Annotated in this window: 18 protein-coding genes; 7 read left to right on the top strand and 11 right to left on the bottom strand. The window is 65.6% G+C overall.

Annotated elements, in window-relative coordinates; genetic code table 11:
• The first annotated feature begins 3 nt into the window (after window positions 1-3).
• Window positions 4-1,356 (top strand): dihydroorotase, encoded by a 1,353-nt coding sequence (locus VGN82_RS12865; RefSeq protein ID WP_327527422.1) that lies wholly within the window; start codon window positions 4-6, stop codon window positions 1,354-1,356.
• 120 nt (window positions 1,357-1,476) lie between these two features.
• On the opposite strand, the gene VGN82_RS12860 is transcribed toward VGN82_RS12865, so the two are convergent.
• From VGN82_RS12860 to VGN82_RS12820, 9 genes are all read right to left on the bottom strand, one after another.
• Window positions 1,477-2,940: a M20/M25/M40 family metallo-hydrolase gene (locus VGN82_RS12860; protein ID WP_327527421.1), complete on the bottom strand. Its 1,464-nt coding sequence runs from the start codon at window positions 2,938-2,940 to the stop codon at window positions 1,477-1,479.
• On the bottom strand, window positions 2,937-3,824 hold the full coding sequence (locus tag VGN82_RS12855) for an ABC transporter permease (RefSeq protein ID WP_327527420.1): 888 nt from the start codon (window positions 3,822-3,824) through the stop codon (window positions 2,937-2,939). The genes VGN82_RS12860 and VGN82_RS12855 overlap by 4 nt, the downstream gene beginning before the upstream one ends.
• Before the next feature lie 17 nt (window positions 3,825-3,841).
• Entirely contained in the window at window positions 3,842-4,759 is a 918-nt protein-coding gene (locus VGN82_RS12850; protein WP_327527419.1) for an ABC transporter permease, read from the bottom strand.
• A gap of 67 nt (window positions 4,760-4,826) precedes the next feature.
• Window positions 4,827-6,467, bottom strand: a complete 1,641-nt coding sequence (locus tag VGN82_RS12845) for an ABC transporter substrate-binding protein (RefSeq protein WP_327527418.1) — start codon at window positions 6,465-6,467, stop codon at window positions 4,827-4,829.
• Between the two features lie 57 nt (window positions 6,468-6,524).
• Window positions 6,525-7,574: a D-2-hydroxyacid dehydrogenase gene (locus VGN82_RS12840; RefSeq protein WP_327527417.1), complete on the bottom strand. Its 1,050-nt coding sequence runs from the start codon at window positions 7,572-7,574 to the stop codon at window positions 6,525-6,527.
• A gap of 200 nt (window positions 7,575-7,774) precedes the next feature.
• A complete protein-coding gene (locus VGN82_RS12835; RefSeq protein WP_327527416.1) occupies window positions 7,775-8,692 on the bottom strand; it encodes a serine hydrolase in 918 nt (305 codons plus the stop codon).
• Window positions 8,693-8,727: 35 nt separating this feature from the next.
• A complete protein-coding gene (locus VGN82_RS12830) occupies window positions 8,728-9,540 on the bottom strand; it encodes an ABC transporter permease (RefSeq protein WP_327527415.1) in 813 nt (270 codons plus the stop codon).
• A gap of 4 nt (window positions 9,541-9,544) precedes the next feature.
• The gene (locus VGN82_RS12825) at window positions 9,545-10,480 is read right to left on the bottom strand and encodes an ABC transporter permease (RefSeq protein ID WP_327527414.1); all 936 of its coding nucleotides are present in this window, start codon (window positions 10,478-10,480) and stop codon (window positions 9,545-9,547) included.
• 43 nt (window positions 10,481-10,523) lie between these two features.
• Window positions 10,524-12,050 carry an ABC transporter substrate-binding protein gene (locus VGN82_RS12820; protein ID WP_327527413.1) on the bottom strand — a complete coding sequence of 509 codons (1,527 nt, stop codon included), beginning with the start codon at window positions 12,048-12,050 and terminating at the stop codon, window positions 10,524-10,526.
• A gap of 140 nt (window positions 12,051-12,190) precedes the next feature.
• Between VGN82_RS12820 and VGN82_RS12815 the strand changes: the two genes are divergently transcribed.
• From VGN82_RS12815 to VGN82_RS12805, 3 genes are all read left to right on the top strand, one after another.
• Window positions 12,191-13,045 (top strand): LysR family transcriptional regulator, encoded by an 855-nt coding sequence (locus VGN82_RS12815; RefSeq protein WP_327527412.1) that lies wholly within the window; start codon window positions 12,191-12,193, stop codon window positions 13,043-13,045.
• Window positions 13,042-13,935, top strand: coding sequence for a LysR family transcriptional regulator (locus VGN82_RS12810; RefSeq protein WP_327527411.1), 894 nt, complete (start codon window positions 13,042-13,044; stop codon window positions 13,933-13,935). Before VGN82_RS12815 ends, VGN82_RS12810 begins: the two co-directional genes overlap by 4 nt.
• A gap of 301 nt (window positions 13,936-14,236) precedes the next feature.
• A complete protein-coding gene (locus VGN82_RS12805; RefSeq protein WP_327527410.1) occupies window positions 14,237-15,070 on the top strand; it encodes a GNAT family N-acetyltransferase in 834 nt (277 codons plus the stop codon).
• Window positions 15,071-15,201: 131 nt separating this feature from the next.
• Here the strand turns inward: VGN82_RS12805 and VGN82_RS12800 are convergent, their stop codons facing one another.
• Window positions 15,202-16,575: a tetratricopeptide repeat protein gene (locus tag VGN82_RS12800; RefSeq protein ID WP_327527409.1), complete on the bottom strand. Its 1,374-nt coding sequence runs from the start codon at window positions 16,573-16,575 to the stop codon at window positions 15,202-15,204.
• Window positions 16,576-16,612: 37 nt separating this feature from the next.
• The gene (locus VGN82_RS12795) at window positions 16,613-16,915 is read right to left on the bottom strand and encodes a DUF1127 domain-containing protein (protein ID WP_327527408.1); all 303 of its coding nucleotides are present in this window, start codon (window positions 16,913-16,915) and stop codon (window positions 16,613-16,615) included.
• A gap of 145 nt (window positions 16,916-17,060) precedes the next feature.
• On the opposite strand from VGN82_RS12795, the gene VGN82_RS12790 reads away from it, so the two are divergent.
• The 3 genes from VGN82_RS12790 (at window position 17,061) to VGN82_RS12780 (ending at window position 21,768) form a co-directional block, all read left to right on the top strand.
• Window positions 17,061-19,064, top strand: coding sequence for a BTAD domain-containing putative transcriptional regulator (locus VGN82_RS12790; RefSeq protein WP_327527407.1), 2,004 nt, complete (start codon window positions 17,061-17,063; stop codon window positions 19,062-19,064).
• 296 nt (window positions 19,065-19,360) lie between these two features.
• Window positions 19,361-20,590, top strand: a complete 1,230-nt coding sequence (hemA, locus tag VGN82_RS12785; RefSeq protein ID WP_327527406.1) for a 5-aminolevulinate synthase — start codon at window positions 19,361-19,363, stop codon at window positions 20,588-20,590.
• A 35-nt stretch (window positions 20,591-20,625) separates the two neighbouring features.
• Window positions 20,626-21,768: an ABC transporter permease gene (locus tag VGN82_RS12780; RefSeq protein ID WP_327527405.1), complete on the top strand. Its 1,143-nt coding sequence runs from the start codon at window positions 20,626-20,628 to the stop codon at window positions 21,766-21,768.

Below are 21,768 nucleotides of genomic sequence, written 5' to 3'. Positions count from 1 at the left end.
CGAATGAGCGATTTCGATCTCGTGGTGACGGGCCGGGTCGTCGGGACCGACCGTGTGCGGGAGAACGGCTACGTCGCGATCCGCGGCGGCATCATCGAGCGCGTCGGCGAAGGCACGCCGCCGGCCGCACGCGAACGCGAGGATTTCGGCAATGCGCTGGTGCTCCCGGGCGCCATCGACGCGCAGGTGCATTCGCGCACGCAGAAGGGCCAGGACGATTTCATCTGGACGACGCGCTCGGCGGCGGCAGGTGGCGTCACCACCATCGTCGACATGCCCTATGACGACGGCAACCTGATCTGCACGGCCGAGAAGCTGACGACCAAGGCGAAGGAGGCGGGCGAGCAGGCTCGCGTCGACTTCGCGCTCTACGGCACGGTCCATCCGGGAGAAGGTCCCGAGCACATTCCCGCCATGGTCGCCGCCGGAGCGGCCGGCTTCAAATTCTCGACCTTCGGCACGCATCCCGAGCGCTTCCCGCGCATTCCGCCGCAGATGCTGGAGGCCTGCTTCGCCGAGATCGCGAAGCATGACCGGATCGGCGCAGTCCACAACGAGAACGACGAGATGATCCGCGATGCGGAGGCGCGCGTCGCGGCGCAGGGGATCACCGATTATCGCGCCCACGGCCTCGCGCGTAGCAAGCTTTCCGAGGCGCTTGCGACGGCAGAGGTCTACGAGATCGCGGCCGCGACCGGTTGCTCCGGCCATATCGTGCATTGCTCGATCGGCCGCGGCTACCAGCTCTGCGAGAATTACCGCCGGGACGGCTACGACACGACGATCGAGGCCTGCGTGCATTATCTCTTCCTCGACGAGGAAAGCGACGTCGCCCGCCTCGTCGGCAAGGCCAAGATCAACCCACCGATCCGCTCGCGCGCCGAGGTCGAAGCGCTCTGGCGGCATCTCGCCGCCGGCCATGTCACGATTGTCTCGACCGACCACGTCTCCTGGTCGGAGGACCGCAAGGTCGATCCGGTCATGGCCCGCAATGCGTCGGGCGTGCCCGGCCTGGAAGCGCTCTATCCGCTGCTGGTCAAGGGCCTGGTGGAGCGCAACCTGCCGCTCACCTGGGCGGCGCGCCTGCTCGCCGCCAACCCGGCACGCCTCTTCCGCATCGGCGACGTGAAGGGCGCGCTCGCGCCAGGGCGCGACGCCGACATCATGGTGATGGCGCACGACCCGCACCGCTACGAGGCGGCGCGCAGCGGGCACAATTTCGTCAGCTGGAGCCCCTATGACGGGATCGAGCTGCCATATCGCCCTATCGCGACCTTCCGTCGAGGCGAAACCGTCTTCGATGGCAAGCAGGTCACGGCAGCGCCGGGCAGCGGGCGTTTCATCAGGCCGGCGTAGGATCGGTTTGTAGGCGTCACCGATCGGTCAGGCCTGACTGCTGCCGCATGAAAGGAGCCCGGGAACGCATCCCCGAGGCTCGGAAACGCGATCCGCGGGCTCGGGCGGCGTGGCGCGGTGTCACTCGCCCTGCAAGGCCGCGAACCTGTACAGCAGATCGACATAGAAGCGCTCGGTCGTTGCCAATCCCGCAACCTTGCCATCACCCTCGACGACCAGGAACTCGTCGCTCGTCGCCATGCGCGCGCCGTGGAGCGGGCCACCACCCTGGAGCGAGGGGATGTCGAAGACCTTGGCGTAATGCGCCCAGGGTCCGCCGAAGCCCTGCACCGGCCAGATCGTACGGGGGCAGCCATAATCGTCGAGGGTCTTCAGCGTCGCCTGGAGCAGGTTCGACTCGATCGAGCTCTGATACCAGTCATAGGCCGCGAGCACCTTGATCGCGATGTCGGTGAAGCCCTGACCGTCGAGGTGGCGGCGGACCATCGCGATGATCTCGTCAGCCGGCACCTCGCTGATGACACGGATATCGCAGGTCGCGGTCGCGCTGTCGGGTAGAAGGAAGGATTTGGAGCCCGGCCCGGTGTAGCCCGAGCGCAGGCCGCTGATGTTGAAGGACGCGCCATACATGTAGCGTTCGAGCAAATCCTCGGTCGACATCTCCTCCTTGAACTGGCGCACGGGAAAGTTCGGCAACAGGCCGGGGATGACGCCATTGGCATCCTTGCCCGCCGCGCTCGCCCGCATCGCATCGAGCACCGGCCGCTCCCAGGGCTCGATCGGCTTGAGCGGGGCCATCACGGCGGCGAGCTCGGGGATGCGGATCTCGCGGCCGCTGGCGTCGGTCATCGTGGCCATGGCGTGCAGCAGGCGCCAGACCGGATTGTCCGCGACGACGGCGGTGGCGCTGTGGACGGAGCCGCCCTGCGGACCCAGCCCAGTCGCGGCGGTGCTAGCGGTCAGCTCGATATAGATCAGCCCCTTGTAGCCCAGCGTCATGCTGATCGCGCCCGAGGCATCCTGGGCCGTCTTGGGGCCATAGAGCGCCGAAGCCTTGGCAAGCCGGTCGCGATAGCGCTCGACCAGCTTGCCGTAATTCGCGCTGCCAAGCAGCTCAGCGCCCTCGATCAGATAGGCGATGTTGACCGGCAACTCGCCCGTCGTCGCGATGATCGAGGACATGGCGTTCAGCCACGCCTGGAGCGGCCCCTTCTGCGCCGCCGCGCCGCGCCCGAAAACGACCTTCGGGAAGCCGCCGAAGGGGATCGCCTCGCCGGAGAACGGCGCATGTGTCCAGGCTTCGGTGCCGACAGGACGGACGTCGTAATGGCCGTAGATGAACAGCGTGGTCGGCTTGCCGAAATCCATCGCGGCCCAGACGCCGGGATAGTCGTCGCCGACGTCGACCACCTCGGCCTCGGTGCAGCCAGCAGCCTTCATGCTCTCGACAAGTACAGCAGCGCATTCGCGCATGCCGAGCTTCTCGAGGCTGACGCTGGGCTGGCGGACGATCGACTGGATAGCGGCAACATGCGCGTCGAGATTGGCGTCGATATGGTCGTAGATTGCCTGCCGGTCGCTCATCCGTTTGTCCTCGCCTGATCGATCACTGGGTCCGTGCTGGGGGCGGAACCGGGCGTCCGCGCCTTGAGCTTGGGGTTCATCGCTTCCTGCAAGGTGTCGCCGACGAGATTGGCGGAAAGCACGAACAGGAAGAGAGCGACCGAGGGCCCGATGATCAGATAGGGCGCGCTGGTCAGCACCTCCTTGGCCTCGTTCAGCATCTGCCCCCATTCGGGCGTCGGCGGCTGGACGCCGAGGCCGAGATAGCTCAGAGCGGCCGTATTGAGGACGAAGACGGGCAGGGTCAGCGTCGCCTGGACGATGACCGGCGTCGAGATATTGGGCCAGATGTGGCGCCACAGGATACGCCGCCAACCGGCACCAGCCGCGATCGCCGCCTCGACATAGAGCTCTTCCTTCGCCGCCAGCGTGACGCCGCGCGCGATCCGGACGAATTGCGGCAGTTGCGACAGGCCGAGCGCAAGGATGACGCCGTTCTCGGACGGCCCGGCGACCACGACGATGACGATCGCCACCAGGATAATCGGGAAGATCAGCATAATGTCGGTGATGCGCATGCAGATCGAGTCGACGATGCCGCCGCGATAGGCCGAGATCATGCCCAGCGGCACGCCGAGGATGACGGCGAACAGGATTGAGGACAGCGCGATCTTGGTCGTGACCTGCGTCGCCAGGATCACGCGCGAGAGCACGTCGCGCCCGAACTGGTCCGTGCCGAACCAATGCGACCAGGACGGCGGTTGCATGGTCTCGCGCAGGCTGACGGCAAAGGGGTCGCGCGGCGTGATCCATTGCGCCGTGATCGCGACGACGATGAGCGCGAGCAGGACCATGGCGAAGAAGCTGCCAATCTTGTCCCGCGTGAAGGTCCTCAGGAATTGCATCGCCGTTCCGATCGAGATCAGTAGCGGATCCTGGGGTCGGCCCAGGTGTAGATGATGTCGACGAGCATGTTCAGCGTGATGAAGATGATCGCGAAGAAGAAGATCGCTGCCTGAATTACCGGCAGATCGCGCGTTAGCACCGACTCCACCATGAGCCGCCCGAGGCCCGGCCAGTTGAAGATCGATTCGACCACGACCGAACCGCCGAGCGTATGCCCGAAGCCGAGCCCGAACAGGGTGATGATCGGCAGCAGCGCATTGCGCATGGCGTGGAGATAGACGATGCGCCGTTCGCGCACGCCCTTGGCGCGCGCCGTCACGATGAACTCCTTGCTGAGCGCATCGATCATGCAGGAGCGCACCATGCGGGTGAAGATCGCGGCCTGGTAGGTGCCGAGCGTCACCACCGGAAGGATGTAGTTCCACCAGCTCCCCATGCCGGCGATCGGCAGCCATTCGAGCCAGACGCCGAACAGATAGATGCCGGCGATGCCGGTGACGAAGACCGGCGTGCAGATGCCGACGAGCGAGGACAGCGTCACGACCCGGTCGAGCGGGTGACCCCAGAACATAGCCGAGAGAGAACCGAGGACCAGGCTGATGCTGGCCGCCAGCAGCATGGCCAGCGTCGCGAGCTGCGCCGTGTTGAGGACGCGTGGCAGCACGATGCCGAGGACGGGCTGACGCGTATAGTTCGACACGCCGAAATCGCCGACGAGCACGTGGCTCATATAGGACACGTATTGCACATGCAGCGGCCGGTCGAAGCCATAGGCGGCCCGGATGCTGTCCACCACCTCCTTCGTCGCGCTGTCGCCGGCGAGCAGGACCGCCGGGTCGCCCGGGATCATGTGGAACAGTGCGAACAGGAAGCTCAGCAGCAGGAAACCCGCGAGCACGATGAAGCAGAGGCGTCCGACGATCAGTCTCAGCAAGGCCGGCATTCCAGCATGGGAGAGGAGGGCCGCGCCGGCCCGAGCCGGCGCGGCATGTTGACGATCGTCAGCGCTTGACGCCCTGGCGTTCCATTTCGGCCTTGTCGAACCAGCCGAAGATCGCCGGGTAATTGTCGACGGCGAGGATCTGGTCGCCCTTCAGATAGCTCCGGCCGGCGAGGCCGAGATTGAGCGTCGGCAGGTAGATCACCGGGGCGGTGTCGAGCAGCCGCGTCATCCACTGCTTGACGAGGTCCTTGCGCTTGGCCTCGTCCGTCTCGACATGGGCGAGGTCGGCGAGCCTGTCGATCTCAGTGTCCGAGAAGAACATGCGGTTGGCGCCGACCGGCTTCCAAGCCTTGGTATGGGTGAAATACATCATCGGCTGGTCGGGATCGGCCGTCGGGATGCCCCAGGACATCATGCCGAAGTCGTACTTCGCATTCTCGGGCGCCTGGTTCATGGCCGAACTGAATGCGGCGCTTTCCATCACAGTCATGTCCACGCCGATGCCGACCTGTCCCAGGAAGGTCTGGATCAGCTGCGCGGTCTGGTAATCGCCCTTGGTGGCGCCGCGCGGGGTGAAGAACTTGAAGCGGACCTGCTTGCCGCTGGCGTCCTTGAGCTGGCCGCCGCTGAAGTCATAGCCCGCCTCCTTGAACAGCGCCTTCGCCTTGGTGGTATCGTAGGGGAAGATCGTCTCCTCGCCGGGCTTGCGCATGTCGGCATAGCCGAAAACGCCCTCGGTCACCGTCGGCGCGGTCATGAGCGCGGCGCCGCGTCCTGCGAAGACGCTCTGCACGATCCCCGCCTTGTCGATCGCGTAGTTGAGCGCGAGCCGGAACTTCGGATTGTCGAGGGGCGCGTTCCTGTGGTTCAGGACGACATAGAACTGGCGCGTGCTCGGCACCGTGCGCACGAGGATATTCTTGTTGCGCTCCAGGCGCGCAAGCTCGAGATCGCCGAGCTGCACCGTGCGGTCGATCTCACCGCGCTCCAGCATTGCGGTGCGTGTCGCGGCGTCAGGAACGATGATGATCTTGACGCTGTCGAAATAGGGCTTGCCCTTTTGCCAATAGTCCTTGTTGCGCTCGAACAGCGTGTATTCGCCCTTGACGTATTGCGTATGGACGAAGGGGCCGGTCCCGACGACCTTGGTGGCGAGGCCGGCCTCGCCGAGGGTCTTATAGGCAGTCGGGCTGAAGACGCAGAGCGGGCGGTAGCCCAACGTCGGCAGCAACGCGGCGAAGGGCGCCGAGAGATGGAAGCTCATCTCGTATTCGGAATCGGCGGTTGCCTGCTCGAACCCTTCCAGCAGGCTGATATAAAGGAATTTTTTGGCCTTGGCCTCGTTGAAGACGAAAGCGGCCGCCTCAGCGTTGAAGGGCGTGCCGTCATGGAACTTGACGCCCTCCTGCAGCGTGAACGTCACCTTCTTGCCGTCGGGCGAGGTTTTCCAGCTCTTGGCCAGCAGCGGCTTGATGTCGTTCTTCTCGTCCATGTCGACGAGCGTCTCGCAGGCATGCAGCCAGACGTCCTGGGCCGACTGGTCTGTGTTGCGGCCCATGAAAAGCGTGAATTTCTCGCCTGACTGGGCGTAGATCAGCTGGCCGCCATATTGCGGCTGTCCCTGCGACGAGGCGGGGCTCGCGAAGGCCAGTCCCGACAGTGCCGCTGCCGCGGCCAGGGTGAAAACTCGAGAGCGCATCGTCATCCTCCGGTTTCGGTCGATCACGGGGCGGGCTCGGAGATCCGAAATCGCCCGTCAGTACATTCGCATCTTGTCGAGCACGTTGATCATGCCACTTGTTTCGCCGGCAAAAAACTTTCCGATGTTGTGAACGAAGATGTCGGTGATCGCCGCATTCTCGGCTGCGACCGTGCTCGCCGAATGCGGTGAGATCAGAACGTTCGGGAGATCCCAGAGGGGCGATGCCGCCGGCAACGGCTCGACCTGAGCCACATCGAGCGCGGCGAAGCCGATGCGGCCGTCCTGCAGGGCCTCGGTCAGCGCCGCCTCGTCGACGAGCTGCCCGCGCCCGACATTGACGAAGGCGACACCCGGCTTCATCCGCGCGATGACGGGACGGCTGATCATGCCTTCCGTCTCAGGCGTATGCGGGGCAGCTAGGACGACGGCATCAGCGGCGGCGACGGCCATGTCGAGAGCGTCCAGCCCGCGCACCTCATCGGCATGAAGCTCGTCGCACCGGTCGTCATGCGGATGACGAACCAGGGAGACGACGCGCATGTCGAACGCACGCGCCAGCCGGCCGATTTCAGCCCCGACCTTGCCGGCGCCGACGACAAGCAATGTCCGGCCGGCGAGGCTCTCGCCGCAATAGCGCTCCCAGCGATGCGCCGCCTGCTCAGCCTTGAGATGGGCGTGCCGCTTGACGTGCAGCAGCAGCGCCATCATCGTAAACTCGGCTAGAGGGCGAGCGTGGATGCCGCGCGCCGTAGTGACGATCACATCGCTGGCCGTCAGGCCATAGCCACTCACCAGCGGGCCGACACCGGAACTGGTCGTCTGAACCCACTGCACCTGCGGGGCCAGCGAGAGCCCACCCCCCTCGGACACGGGGCCGCCTGGGAAATCCCACAGGATCGTCGCTCGAGCCAGATGCTCGCGCCAGCGGCGTTGCTGATCGTTCGAACGGCTGAAGCCGGCGATGCCCTTGTGGTCGGCGACATAGCGTGTCGGCGGCAGCAGTTCCGGATCGTGGACGACGTCCACGCCCACCGGGACAGCCGCCCGGATCCGGCTTACGCAATCGTCGTCGAGAGGCGAGGTGACGAAGATCGTGTGTTGCATCGACACTCCAATCGGGGTGACTTCAGCAAGCAGGGATCGTGCCATTCGGCACTAATTGCCGTTGCCGTGCAAGGTGCAATCGGCGAGCCGTCGGCGTTGCGAACATGGCCATGGACCAGCGTTGCGCTGGGGTGGCCTGACGGGGCTGCACTCTGCTGCCCTCAATAGCTCTCGAGGACGCCAGATCGTCCGCCGCCGTGTCAGCGAGCCAACTGGGTCGCGACCAACGCTCCGATCGCCGGCAGGAAGCCGTCGTCCTCGGCAATGGCTTCGCCCTGGGTGAAAACCGTGAGCTGAAAGTCCTGGCCGTCAGGCAGGATCGCGCGCAGCGCATCATGCCGGCGGAACGAGGCACGGTCGTCGCCGAGCCAGCGCGTGCGCCCGGCCTTTGACCAGATCTGCGTGCTCGGCGGCAGCCTGTCGCCGAGATAGCCGAGGAGCTGATAGGCGCCGCGTCCGCGGTCCGGCGCGTTTGCGTCGCGGGCGAGATGATCGCGAACGAGCGCGCGCCGTGCGGGTTGCAACAGGGCGGATTCGCTGAAGATCTCGTACATCAGCCGCGCCATCGCGATCGGCGTCAGGCAGTTGTGCCCGGCTGGCGAGAGATCCAGCGCGATTTTCTCCCTGCCGTAGCGCAGGTCGTCCATGAGCTTCTGGTTGAGGTTGATGCCGGCGAGTTCGGGCCAGCCCAGCGAGGCGAAGATCCGGTTGATCTCCTCGCGGCGCTCGCACCAGGCGGCCATCTCCACCTCGTCGAGCAGGGTGTCGCCGGTCGTGCCGGTGAGCAGGTCGATGATGTAGTTGGTCGCCGAGTTGGATGACCACAGGATCATGTCGCGCATCGCGCGATCGAGCTCATCATGGGCGGAAAGCCGCCCGTCCTCGAGCCGCAGCTGTGCCGCGACGAGGTGGAACACCTTGACCAGCGAGCAGGGATAAGCGCGCCAATCCGCACGCAGCGAGGCGCCCACGGGCGCGCCGCCGTCCCGGCCGGGCTGCAGCAACACATAGGCGAACTGCTGGAAAGGGACGCCCCGCGCCGCGTAGATCGGGCGGGCGTGGTCCTCGAGCAGCGCGCCGATCCGCTGCAGTTCGGCATTGTCGGTGAAGAAGCTCATGGCCGTCTCGCGATGCAGAGCGGAAGGAAGGCGCGTCAGCCCTTGGGCCGCAGCGCGGTGTCGAGGCCTTCGCCGATCAGGGCGAAGGTCACGCCGGTGTAGATGATGGCGAGGCCGGGAGCCGTCGCGATCCACCAGGCGTCGAACAGGAACTGGCGCCCGTCGGCGATCATCAAACCCCATTCCGGCGTCGGCGGCTGGATGCCCAGGCCAAGGAAGGAGAGCGAGGTTACGGCCAGGATCGTCAGGACGACGTCGGCCATGGCGAAGACGATCGCGGGCGTCACCGCGTTGGGCAGGATATGCGCCACGACGATGCGGCGATCGGTGGAGCCGAAGCTGCGTGCCGCCTGCACATATTCGAGCTCGCGCAGCACCAGCACCTCGCCGCGGGTGATGCGGGCAAAGGAGATCCAGTTCACCAGCAGGAAGGCGAGGTAGAGGTTGGCCTCGCCGGGCCCGAGCACGCCGACGATGGCGATCACCAGCACATGGAAGGGGAAGGCCCAGAAGATGTCCGTGATGCGCATGATCACGGTATCGACCCGCCCGCCGACGAAGCCGGAAAGCGCACCGATCGCGATGCCGAGGATGGCCGGAGCGACGACGCAGACCAGCGCGACCCGCAGGTCCACCAGCCCGCCGGCCATGACGCGCGAGGCGACGTCGCGGCCGAGATCGTCGGTCCCGAACCAGTGTTTCGCCGAGGGCGGCTGCAACGTATTGCCGTAATCGACCAGAAACGGATCGTGCGGCGTCCAGAACTGCCCGAGCCCGACGAACAGGCACAGTAGCAACAGCATGGCGAGGCCGACGAGGAGCGTCGGATCGAGGCGGCGCTTGCTCATCGCGTCAGTCCAGCCGGATGCGCGGGTCGGCCAGCGCATAGGCGATGTCCGTCGCGAGGTTGATCAGGACGACCAGCACGGCGAAGACGACCGTCAGCCCCTGGATCATCGGGTAGTCGCGGGCGAAGATCGACTCGACGAAGAGCGAGCCGAGCCCGGGCAAGGCGAAGACGGTCTCGATCACCACCGTGCCGCCGATCACCCAGCTCGTATGGGCGCCGAGCACCGAGATCGAGCTGATCAGCGCATTGGGCAGCACATGGACGTGCATGGTGCGGGCCGTGGCATTGCCCTTGGCGCGGGCAGTGGTCACGTAGTCGGAGCCGAGCACGTTGAGGATGCCGCTGCGGAGGCTGCGGATCGTCAGCGACGCCGTCGCCAGCGCGATGACGAAGGCTGGCAGGGTCAGGTGATGCAAGCGCTCGACGAACCCGTTGCCGTAGCCCGAGGTCGGGAAAAGCGGCACCCAGATGGCGAGGACGACGACGAGCACCAGCCCGAGCCAGAAGGATGGGATTGCGAGCAGCACCGTGAAGACGAGTTTGATCAGGAGATCGGGTGCCCGGTCGCGCTTGACCGCCGACCACAGCGCCAGTGGGATCGTCAGCACGACGGCGATCACCGTCGAATAGGCCACGAGCCAGAGCGTCGCCGGCAGGCGCTCCAGGACCAGTTTCGTCACCGACTGGCCGTAGACGACCGAGCGGCCGAGGCTGCCGGACAGGATGTCGCCGAGGAAGAGCAGGTATTGCCGCCACAGCGGCAGGTCGAGCCCGAGCCGCTGCTTCATCGCCGCAATCTCCTCCGGCCCGCCGCGCGCGCCGAGAAGCAGCGTCGCCGGGTCGCCCGGCAACGCGCGCAGCAGGAAGAAGCAAGCCAGCGTAATGCCGAACAGCACCGGGACGAGCTGGACGAACCGCTTGAGAATGTAGGTCAGCATGATGGCGGGCCGGGGAAGAGGGCGGCGGAAAGCCGCCCCATCCTCACTTCAGCTTGACGTCCTCCAGCCGGAAGTTGCCGGTCGGCAGCACTTCGAACCCGCTGACATTGCTGCGATGGGCGTAAGAGGTGCCGGGATAGAACAGGAAGATCGAGGGCGCACCCTCATGGGCGAGCTTGATCATCTCCTTGAACATGGCACCGCGCTCCGGCCCGTCCCTGGTGGCCCGCTCCTTGGCGTAGAGCTCGTTGACGCGTTCGCTCTTCCACTCGGTGTGATAGGCGTTGGCGCGCTCGGGATTGACGATCAGGAAGCCGGCCATCTGGTCGGGGTCGATCGTGTCGCTGGACGCATAGGACACGGCCATCTCGTAGTCGCCGGCCTTGGTGGTCGACCAGTGAGTGCCGCCCTCGACGAGACGGATTTCGGCGGTGACGCCGATCTGCGCCAGCGCGCTCTGCAGCGCCTGGCCGAGCTGGCGGTGCAGCGGCCGGCCGGAATGCACCAGAAGCGAGGTTTTGAAGCCATCGGCATAGCCCGCTTCCTTGAGCAAGGCCTTGGCCTTGGCGACATCGTGGCCGTAGGGCTTCAGCTCGGGGTCGGCATAGGCCATCAGCGGCATCGGCGAGTTCGCAACCTTGCCCGCGCCATAGAGCAGCGCCTTGACAAGGCCGTCCTTGTCGATGGCGTAGTTCAGCGCCTGGCGGACGCGCACGTCGTCGAATGGCTTCTTCTTCGTGTTCAGCAGCACGAAGTCCGTGCGCAGCACGTTCGCGACCTCGGTCTTGATCGCGCCCGAACGGGCAAGGCTCTGCATCTGGTTCAGCGGAATCTCGAGCGCGGCGTCGATCTCGCCGGCTTGCAGCTTGAGCACGCGGCTGTTGCCCTCTGGCAAGACCAGGATTTCGGCGCCGTCGAGGCTCGGCTTGCCCGCCTGCCAGTAATGCGCGTTCTTCTTGAGCGAGAGACCCTGGCCCTTGTTCCAGGCTGCGACCGTGAACGGCCCGGAGCCGACCGGCTTCTCGAAGAACTTGTCGGGCGCGGCCTCGAAGGCCTTCTGCGGCAGGATCGCCGACGAGAACAGCGCGAGGTTGTTGAGCAGAGGGGTGAAGACCGATTTAAGCTTGAGCACGACCGTACGCTCATCGGGCGTCTCGATCGCGTCGATGCCGGCGAAGAAGCGCTTCCAGTTCGAGGCGTCGCTGCCGGCCCGCTTCAGCGAAAAGGCGACGTCGGCGGCGGTGACGGGCGCGCCGTCCGAGAACTTCGCCTGCCGCAGCTTGAAGGTATAGGTCAGGCCGTCCTCGCTGACGGTCCAGCTCTCTGCGAGGCCGGGCTCCAGCTTGGTGGCGTCCGTGCTCGGGCGCAGGAGCGTGTCATAGATCAGGAGCTGCGCGTGGATCGACGGGTTGTCGCTGGTGGCGATCGGATCCAGCGAGACGAGGTCCTGCGTCTGCGCCAGCTTGAGCACGCCCTGCGCAAAGGCCGACGTCGGCGCAACGGCCAGCGCAGGGCCGATGACAGCAAGCGCGAGTGCTGCCGCCGACACCATCGAACGGAATGTGGTCATCGAAATCCCCTGATCTTGACCGCTCTGCCTGTGCCGCGGCGGTTGCAACCTCCCATGAGCCCACCTAGTCTCGCAAATGAAACATTCGGCACGCCCTTCAACTAAATGGAATAGGGCAGGTGAAGCTCGGCGCTTTGAACGTGATCGATGCATTCGTCCGGCTCGGCGGCACCGGCGAGGCGGCGCAGGGGCTGGGTGTCAGCCAGTCCGCCGTGATCAAGGCGTTGCGGCTGGCGGAGCAGGAACTCGATCTCAGCCTCGTCGCCCCCGTGCAGGGGCGCCTGACGCCGACACCCGAGGCGCTGGAGTTGACCCGCCTGGCGCGGCCGGCCTTCGACGTCCTGCGCCGCGCGCACCACGAGGCGGACATGATCCGCGTCGGGATGGCCGACCGTCTTCGGATCGCGACCGTTCCGGGGCTGGCGCACAGCATTCTGCCGCCGGCCATTGCCGGGGCGCGTCAGGCTCTGGACGACCGGGCCGCCGTCGAGGTGATGTTCGACCACGTTCGCGATCACCTCAGCGCCAACGAGGTCGATCTCGCGATCTCCTATGGTCCGATGGCGACGGAGGGGCTGCGCGATGTCGTGCTCCGCTGCAGCCCGCTCGTCTGCGTTCTCGGCGAGGCTCATCCGCTCGCCGGCCGCAATGTGCTGACGCGCTGCGATCTCGAGGGCCAGCGTCTGATCAGCTACGGTCCGGACGGCTTCAGCGTGGCGGACAGCTTTCAGGACGCTCTCGGCCGCAGCGGCCTGTCCGACCACGTCGCGATCACCGTCCGGCACACCGACACCGCTTGCCATCTGGCTCGCGAGGGCGTCGGCATCGCCGTCGTGGACGGGTTCGTCATCAGCAGCGGCCTGACGGCGGGGCTGGCAGTCCGTCCGCTCGACGCCAGTCCGCTGGTCACCGCCTACGCGCATCACCGCGAGGCAGCGCCGCTCGACCGCGCCGCGCGCATCCTGCTGGACCACCTCGCAGGAGACGGCGCATGAAGGCGTTGACGCCATCTCACGCCACTGTGCTGCGCGCGGTCGAACGTTGCGGAACCACCGTTGAGGCCGCAAGGCAGCTGCATCTGACCCAATCAGCCGTCAGCAAGATCATCGCCCGCAGCGAGGCGAGCCTCGGCATCGCGGTCTTCGATCGTCGCGACGGCCGCCTCGTGCTGCGCCCGCAAGCACGCGCCCTGCTGCAGGCGCTCGGCACCGTCGAGGAGGAATGGCGCGCCCTGCGCGCCGCCGTCGGAGACTTGCGCTCGGGGCGTGCCCTGCCGCTGCGGATCGCCTCGACACCCAGTATCGGCCAGGGCCTGATCGCTCAGGCGATCCGGCAGCTCGTCACCGAGTATCCTGCGGCCCGCATCGAGCTGATCATGGGCGACGCGCCGACCGAGCTGTCGAAGGGCACCGCCGATCTCGGCGTGATGTTCTCGCCGCGCGTCACGGACGACATCGCCCTGACGCCACTTGCACAGGCCTCGATCATCGCGCTCGTCCGCGACGACGATCCTCTGGCGCGTCGCGGCTCGGTCAGCCTGCCAGAACTCAAGGAGAGGCGCCTGATCTGCTTCGACCGCGAGAAGTCGCCACTCGGCTGGCTGATCGCCCGGGCCCATGAGGAGGCCGGCCTGAACTACGCTCCGTTCATGACGGTGCCCTACAGCATCTCGGCGGCCCATCTGCTCGCCCGCCAGGGCGACGTCATCCTGATCGACAGCCTGCTGACACAGGCGCAGCCTTTCGAGGGGCTGGTCAAGCTGCGCGTAACACCGCAATTGCCGATCACGATCTGTCTCATGACGGTGCGGAGTCGGCCACTGACTCGCTTGGCCGCACGCTTCGCCGAAATCCTGGTCAATGCCAACGCGGGTGACGTCGTCTGATCAGCGGCAAGCTCGTGCCGTGGCACACCACCGAGCCCCAATCGAACGCAATCTCCCGGGCTCGCCCTGCATCGCGTCGGCAGCCGCAGCGCCTCACTCTCAAGTGACTTCACCGCGCCATGAGCCGAGTGCGAAAGCGCACTGCGCGGCTTCCGGAGGGTTGGGACCGCTGCCAGGAACCGATCAGCCTTGCCCAGCCCAAGAGCGATCTCGCCCTGGCAGAGCGACAACGCTATGCAACGCTGATCGCGAAGCGCTAGCCTGATGTGCAAATCTTTGTGCCGGAGGCAGTTGTGACAGCATGAGCGGGCGCCTCGTTCGCAAGCTTGACCTGGTCGAAGTCGAGCAACTTATCGACTGGGCCGCGGCAGAGGGCTGGAATCCCGGTCTCAATGACGCCGCCGTATTCCGAGCGACTGATTCCGAAGGCTTCATCGGCGCGTTTGTCGCTGGTGAGATGGCCGCCGGCATCTCGGCGGTTGGTTACGGAGCGACCTACGGCTTCATCGGGCTCTACATCAGCCGCGAGGACATGCGCGGGCAAGGTCACGGCAAGGCCGTCTGGGACGCAGGCATGGCGCACCTCAACGGGCGGACAATCGGGCTCGATGGGGTCGATGAACAGTTCGAGAACTACTGCCGAAAGGGCTTTGCTCCCGCTTACCGAACCGTCCGCTTCGGTGGCACATTTGCTGGTCGCACGACCGATCGTGCAACGCTGGCCGCAGTCACTACCGAACTGATACCCCAGATTTTGGCGTTTGATCGAAGGAGTTTTCCGGAAGCACGGGACCGGTTTCTCGCGCGCTGGCTTGCACCTCCAAATCTTGCATGCGTGGCCGTCTCAGCTGAAGCCGTCACGGGGTACGGCGTCATGCGCAAGTGCCGCTCGGGTTGGAAGATTGGCGGACTGTCTGCGATTGATGACAGGACGGCTGCTTCTCTTGTTCAGCATCTTGCGGCCTCTGCCGATGGCGACATCTTCATCGACGTTCCAACCGCGCGACAGCAGTTCATCGACTTCCTGTCGGAGTCGGGCCTTCGGCCTGGCTTCGAGACGACGCGAATGTATCTGGGCAAGCAGATCCCTCTGGCACCCGAGTTGTTCGGCGTGACCACCTTGGAGCTCGGTTAGGCGGTCTCCAGATCGGATGACGCCATAACTAGCAAGGATGGAGCGGATTGAGCGATCACGCCGGTCGGTCGAAGTGCGCCAGACGCCTGCGCACCGCGCCTGTGACGCCGGACGCACTTCAAGCTTTGCGATCACGCTGCAATGCCGGCCGCGCATTGCGGGCAGGTGCAGCTCGTTCCGGCACAGCCCTGCAGCCCGGCGCGGCGAGCGAATAGCTTGGCGAGGGGGCTATCGTGCTTCGCCATCACCCGCTCGGCGGCCAGCGCTTTGGCAAGCGAGCGCTCTCCCGAGCGGAAGGCCGCCTCGATCAGAGTGAGATCGATGATATCGCGCTGAGCGTTGCTGCCTCCGAAGCGGGCAGCCAGGCTGCGGATCGGTCGGATCAGGCGCACCGTCTCGCCGTAATGCCCATCGCCGAAGGCTTTGAGTGCCCGCATCAGCGGATAGCCAACCTCACGGGTGAAATCGGCATTGTCGCCCGCCGCGAGCAACGCGATTCCCTGGGCCTCGATCGTCTGCTCGATCATCTCGCGCCTGCCGGCGCCGACGAATGCCATCACCGCGTGGAAATCGGTGAAGGCATAGCCGCCGGCGCTCCAGCCGGCCTTGTAGCTATCGGCAAGCCTGTGCCAGCGCGGCCCGACATCGATGCCACGCAGGTGCAGCCGCCAGAGCATGGCGGAGGCGTCGATCAGGTCCATGATCTGCGGTGTCGCGCCCCCCATGATCGGCCCGTCGACGAGTGCGAGCACCTCGTCGATCTGGCCGAGCTCGAGATGATAGAGTGCGAGGTGCCACCAGTTGTGCACGGCGAGGAAGCTGTCCGTCGTCCAGCTCGGCAAATCCTCGCGCATGAAGGTGATGCCTTCGTCGTGCCGCCCCTGCATCTCGAGCACATGTGCGACGGCATGGCGTGCCCAACCATCGCCCGCCTCGATCGCGAGGGCGGCCCGCCCCTGCCGCTCCGCCTGATCGTAGAGGGCGTTCTCCTCCAGTCCGAAGGCGTGCATCGCCAGTATCGCGTGCCGCCCGGGCGTGTCCTGAGACCAGTTGGGCAGGGCGCGTGCGATCCTCTCCTTCAGCAGCCTGGCGTTGCCGGTGAAGTAGTCAAGCTGGTGCCCGGCGATCAAAGCCAGCAGGTCCCGCGGATGTTCGATCGCGACGTCCTCGATCACGCGCGAGGCTTCGTGCCAACGACCAGCCGCCAGGTGCCCGAGCGCCGCCAGATGACCGCGCTCCTGTGTCGTTGCCGGAACGGATTCGCCGGCCAGGATCGCCGCGCGCGCGACCGGTATCGCCGCTGGGGCGCCGCCGAGCAGATAGAGCCAGGCCTTCAGCGCATGCGCCATGACGAAGCCGGGCTGCGCCTCGATCAGGCGGTCGGCCGCCGAAACGGGGTCGCCTGAAAACATCGAGAACTGGCGGACGGCGTCGGAGTAGGCGAGGGCGGCGTCCCGGTTGGTCCCGGAAAGGGCATGGCCCCGGATATCGGTGATGGTCATCATCCTGGCTTTCAATGGTGAGGAGGGAAAGAGGGAGACGTCAGGCCTGCAGCGGTTCGGCCAGTGGTCCGCGCTCGCGAAGCGGCACGCCGGCGGCGGCGGCTTCTATGTCGAGGCGGGTGAGGCCGATATCGGCGAGCAAACGATCGTCGAAGCGAGCGAGATCGAATGTCGCCCTCCGGATCCGCTTGTGCCGAGCCCAGCGTTCCATCCAGCCTGCCAGCACGCCGCCGACCCGGGCGAGCGCTGCCTGCCAGCGCGAAGCCCTGCTGTTCCCTTGGGTCGACGAAGCTTCGAACGGGCCGTGGATCTCGTAGAGCAGTTGGTTCCCGTGAATGCGCATGTGAGTTCTCCGAATATTCGCTCGTTCCGACGGGATGCCGGTGCGGCGTCAGAGAACGCTTAGGCAACGCGCGTCAGGCCAGCGTGGAAGCGGCGTGAAACTTGCGGTAAATCGGCAGGAATTCGCTCGAAGCGGGAATCTGGTGATGGCGAGCCCGGAATGCGGGGCGGGCAGGGACGCGGCGACCATCGAGCTCGCATTGCTCGGCGGTTTCGAATTGCGCTGCCTCGATGGCGAGACATTGGCGCTGCCGACCCGCAAGGCCGAAATGCTTCTTGCCTATCTCGCCCTGCCGGCGGGGCACGCGCATTCCCGGGACAAGCTCGCGGCCCTGCTTTGGAGCGAGCGTCAGGACGTGCAGGCCCGCGGCAGCCTGCGCAATGCGCTTGCTGCGCTCCGCGCCGTCCTCGGAGCCAAGGTCATACGAGCCGAGCGTGACATGGTGGAGCTCGCGCCGGCCCAGATCTCCACCGATATCGACCGCCTCGCCGCAGCGGCGGCCGGCGAGGCCCGCGTGGACGATGGATTTCTGCAACTTGCGCTGCGGACAGACCTGCTGGAGGGCGTCGTGCCGCCTTCGGAAACCTTCGCCGACTGGCTCGCCTTTGAGCGCACACGCTGCGACGGGCTAGCCGCACGCGCAGCCCAACGAGCCATCGCAGCACACGAGCAGTCCGGGCGCTTCGCGGAGGCGATCGATCTGGCGCAGCGTCTCGTCGCGCGCGACCCGCTGCGCGAGTACAGCCAGCGCGTGCTCATCCGCAGCTATCTGGCGGCAGGCGAGCAATCGCGGGCCAGCGCGCAGTTGCAGAGCTGTCGCGACTTGCTGGAGCGCGAACTCGGCGTCGCGATCTCGGACGAGACGGTAGCGCTGCTGCGGGCGGGTGCGAGCCCGCGAGCGGCAGAAAGTCATCCGGCCGCCGCGCCGCCTGCAACGGGCGGCTTTGTTGATGGCCGTTTCTCGGTCGCCGTATTGTCTTTCGCCAATCTGGGCAGCGACCCAGGCCAGGAATTCCTCGCCGAGGGCTTTTCGGAAGACCTTGTCACCGAAATCTCGCGCCGTCGGGAATTCATGGTGATCGCTCGCCAGTCGAGCGCACTGTTCTCGGGGCGGCCGGAGACGGCCTCGGCAGCCGCAACCGAACTGGCCGCCCGATATGCTCTGACGGGAAGCTTGCGCCGCGCCGGCGAGAGGCTACGCGTGACCGCGCAGCTGATCGATGCTCTCGGTAACCGCTGCATCTGGGCGCAGCGCTATGATCGCGCCGTCGCCGACATCTTTGCCGTCCAGGACGAGATCGTCTCAAGCATCGTCGCCAGCGTCGACGCCGAGGTTCGGCATGACGAACGCGAGCGTGCCGCGCGCAAGCTGCCTCGCGAGCTCGACGCCTGGGAGCTGTTCCATCGCGGTCTTTGGCATGTCTACCGCTTCACGCGCGAGGATGTCTCGGCAGGTGAAGAGCTGTTCGAGCAAGCGCTTGAGCGAGCTCCTGACTTTGCCCTGCCGCAGGCCGGTCTCGCCTATGCCGCCTTCGTCAAGGCGATCTGGTACTTCGTCGCCGACCCGAAGCCGGCCATTGCAGCAGGGCTGGCGCATGCCGAGCGGGCTATCGCGCTCGATGGCGACAGTGCCTTCGCGCATTTCGCGATCGGTCGCCTGCTGACCTTTTCCGGCGAACTCGACCGTGCCCTGCATCACCTCGCGCTGGCGGTCGAACTCAATCCAAGTTTCGCCCAGGCGCATTTTGGCCTCGCCCAGGCGCAGATCTACGCCGCAAGACCGGATCAGGCATTGGCCAGCATTGCCACAGCACTCAGGCTCAGCCCGAAGGACCCGCTCGCCAGCATGATGCTGACATTGAGTTCCTTCTGCCAATACAGCTTGGCGGACTACGTGCGGGCGGAGGCCGATGCGCGCCGCGCCACCCAGCTGCATCGTCGCGAAACCTGGTCGCGGCTTGCCTTGGCGGCAGCACTTGTCGCGCTCGGCCGCATCGACGACGCAAAGGCAGTCGTCGCCGAGGCGCGGGCGATCGAGCCTTCGCTTTCGCTCGACACGTTCAGTCGGCTGGTCGCTTCGGTGCCGCAGGAGCTACGGATGCGGGTCTGGGCCGGTCTGGAAGCGGCCGGGATCGCGCCTCGGTCCTGAGAGCGCTCTGCAACGAATGGCGCACCGCCGCGGCCTAGGCGCGCAACCGCGCCCGACAGGCGCATAACCCTGTCAGACTGATCGCGCGCAACGGGGCGCTTCATGGGCAACGAGCGCCATGCCCGTCATGTCGACAGGTGAATCTACAGACTTTGGTCGCGCTCTTTGTTCAACTTTCGTCCATGGAAATCCATGCCCGCCAAGGATACAAAATTCGCTGGGTTGCGCGCAATATTTAGAGAATATCTCGCATATTTGAGCATTTTCGTGATCGGTTTATTACATGGATTATCGAAATGACCTACTCCGCGGCCTTCTCAAAATATATTCGATCCATTAAGGCAGAAGGCCGGTACCGTACCTTTGCCGACATCCGACGGATGCGAGGCGATTATCCGACAGCGCAGCACTTCAATGCTTGCGGCGTCGATGAAGTGACGGTTTGGTGCTCAAACGATTACTTGGGAATGGGCCAGAATTCCGGCGTTCTGGCGGCCATGCACGAGGCTATCGACCGTGCCGGGGCCGGCTCGGGCGGGACCCGCAACATTTCCGGCAACACGCATTATCATGTCGAGCTGGAGGCGCAGCTTGCGAAACTGCACGACAAGGAGGCCGCGCTCCTTTTCACCTCCGGCTATGTCGCCAACGATGCGACGCTGTCCGCCTTGGCCCGGCTGCTGCCAGGCGCCGTCATCTTCTCGGACGAGAACAATCACGCTTCGATGATCGAGGGAATCCGGCATGGCGGCGGACCCAAGCGGATCTGGCGCCACAACGACCTCGCCGATCTCGAACGCCAACTGCAGTCGATCGATCCTGTCCTGCCGAAGATCGTCGCGTTCGAATCCGTTTATTCGATGGATGGAGATTTCGCGCCCATCGAGGAAATTTGCGACCTCGCCAGCCGATATGGCGCTCTGACCTATCTCGACGAGGTCCATGCCGTCGGTCTCTACGGGCCGCGCGGCGGGGGCGTCGCCCAGCAACGAGGCGTTGGCGACAAGATCGACATCATCGAGGGCACGCTCGCAAAGGGCTTTGGGGTCATGGGCGGCTACATCGCTGCCAGCCGGGACTGTTGCGACGCGATCCGCTGCAGCGCTCCAGGCTTCATCTTCACCACGTCGCTTCCTCCCGCCATCGCGGCGGGCGCACTGGCGAGCATCCGGCACCTGCAGGCCAGTCAGACCGAACGGATCCGCCATCAGGAGCGGGCCGGCACGTTGAAACGAAGACTGTCGCGCGCCGGCATCCCGGTGATGGCGAGCCCGAGCCATATCGTGCCTGTCTTCGTCGGCGATCCCGGGCTGTGCAAACAGCTGACCGACGCGCTGCTTGAGCGCTTCGCCATCTACATTCAACCGATCAACTACCCCACCGTCCCGCGCGGAACCGAGCGCCTGCGACTCTGTCCGTCTCCCATGCACAGCGATGCCGACATGGACCATCTGGTCTCGGCACTCGTGACGCTTTGGAGCGAGATGGGGCTGGCAGTCGGTCGCCCGGCGGTCGCGGCGGAGTAGGCACGTCATCACAACCGCCTGACAGCGAGGCATTCATGCCCGTCCTCGCCTTGAAGATCCTGTTCGGCGACCGGGCCAAGTTGCTGGGCCTGGTGTTTGGCGTCGCCTTCGCCACACTGCTGGTGATGCAGCAGGGTGCGATGTTCGTCGGCCTGATGACGCGCTCGCAGAACGTGATCGCCGAAGCTCAGGAGGTGGACATCTGGGTCATGGAGCCTTCTGTCGAATACCTCGATCTGGTTCGACCGATGCGCGACGGCGAGTTGTTCAAGGTGCGCGGCGTTCCGGGCGTGGCCTGGGCGGCGCCATTCTTCAAGGGCACCGCACCTGTCAGGACACCCGAAGGGCGCACGAAGAATGCTCTCATTCTCGGTGTCGACGACACCACTCTGATCGGCGCCACGCGACGCTTCCTCGTCGGATCGCCCGAGGATCTGCAGCGACCCGACGCCATCGCGATCGATCGGGCCGGATTCGCGCAGCTTTGGCCCGGCGAGCCGCTTGCCATCGGCAAGACGCTCGAACTCAACGACCGCCGCGCGATCGTCATCGCCATCACAGATGCGGCCCCGGCATTCTCGGCGCAGGTCATCATCTATGCGCGCTACACCCAGGCCCTGAATTACCTGCCCACCGGCCGCAACCAGCTCTCCTTTATCCTCGCGAAAGCCGAGGACGGCATCACGCCTGCGCAGGCCGCTCTTGCCATCACCGACCGGACCGGCCTGAAGGCCTACGCCTCGGACGAGTTCTCGCGGCGTACGATCCAGTACTATCTTCGGAACACCGGCATTCCGATGAGCTTCGCGACCACGATCCTGCTGGGAATTCTTGTCGGCGGCGCGATCGTGGGACTGACGTTCAACATGTTCGTGTCCGACAACCTGCCGCAATACGCCATGCTCAAGGTGGTCGGCGTCACGGATACACGCCTCGCCGGCCTGGTCCTGCTTCAGGCCGCTGTCGTGGGCGCGATTGGCTACGCGATCGGCACGGGGTTGGCGGCCGCATTCTTCGAGTTCGCCTGCACGCCGACGTCTGCCTTGCGCGGGTTTGTGCTGCCCTGGTGGATTGCCTTGGGCGTTGCGGGGGCGATGTCCTTACTCATCCTCCTTTCCACGATCGTCAGCTTGCGACGGGTTTTCGTCGTCGAGCCGGCGACCATTTTTCGAGGCTAG

The organism is Allobosea sp., assembly GCF_035999205.1.
Taxonomy (GTDB): Bacteria; Pseudomonadota; Alphaproteobacteria; order Rhizobiales; family Beijerinckiaceae; genus Allobosea.
The sequence above is the reverse complement of the archived record's forward strand: the minus strand, read 5'-3'. Positions and strand labels throughout refer to the sequence as shown.